Here is a 553-nt window from a genome sequence, read left to right on the forward strand (position 1 = left end):
CACCCTGGCGGGCATGGCGATCGAAACGGTGCGTCAGCTGCAGGTCACCAATCCGGATCCTGCTTACCGCAAACCCGTCTTGCGCGGAGGCCACCCTCGGGAACGGCCGTGACGGGTGTTCTCCTCTCAACGGATTCAGCCGCGGCCATGGACAGAGAGTCCGAGCTGCGTCAGCCTTGGCGCATCTTGTGACCAGCCTCTTGCGGCCCCGCCTGAGCCTCCTGGCGATCACCACGCTTGCTGTTCTGGGGTCCCAGGCAGGCTGCGGTCGGACTGAACCAGCGGCCCCTCCACCGCCTGCGGTGAAGCTGGTTTCACCGCGTTCCCAGCTGTTCGAGGATTCCGCTGAGTATCAGAGCACCCTCGAGGCCATCCGCGAGGTGAAGCTCGCCGCCGAAATCGACGGGCGCATCGTGGCGATGCCGATGCAGGAAGGTCAGCGTGTCAAGCCCGGGCAAGTGCTGTTCCGGCTGGATCAGGTGCAGCAGCAGGCCTCCACCAGTGCCGCAGCCTCGGAAGCCCGCAAGGATGTGCTCAACGCCGAGCGTTACAT

Annotated in this window: 1 pseudogene; it reads left to right on the forward strand. The window is 65.3% G+C overall.

The annotated features are described in order from the left end of the window. Nucleotides 1-302 precede the first annotated feature (302 nt). A pseudogene (locus tag VB737_RS07555) lies at nucleotides 303-553 on the forward strand (efflux RND transporter periplasmic adaptor subunit); the annotation flags it as partial.

It is taken from the genome of Synechococcus sp. BA-120 BA3 (genome assembly GCF_034931285.1).
Lineage (GTDB): Bacteria > Cyanobacteriota > Cyanobacteriia > PCC-6307 > Cyanobiaceae > Cyanobium.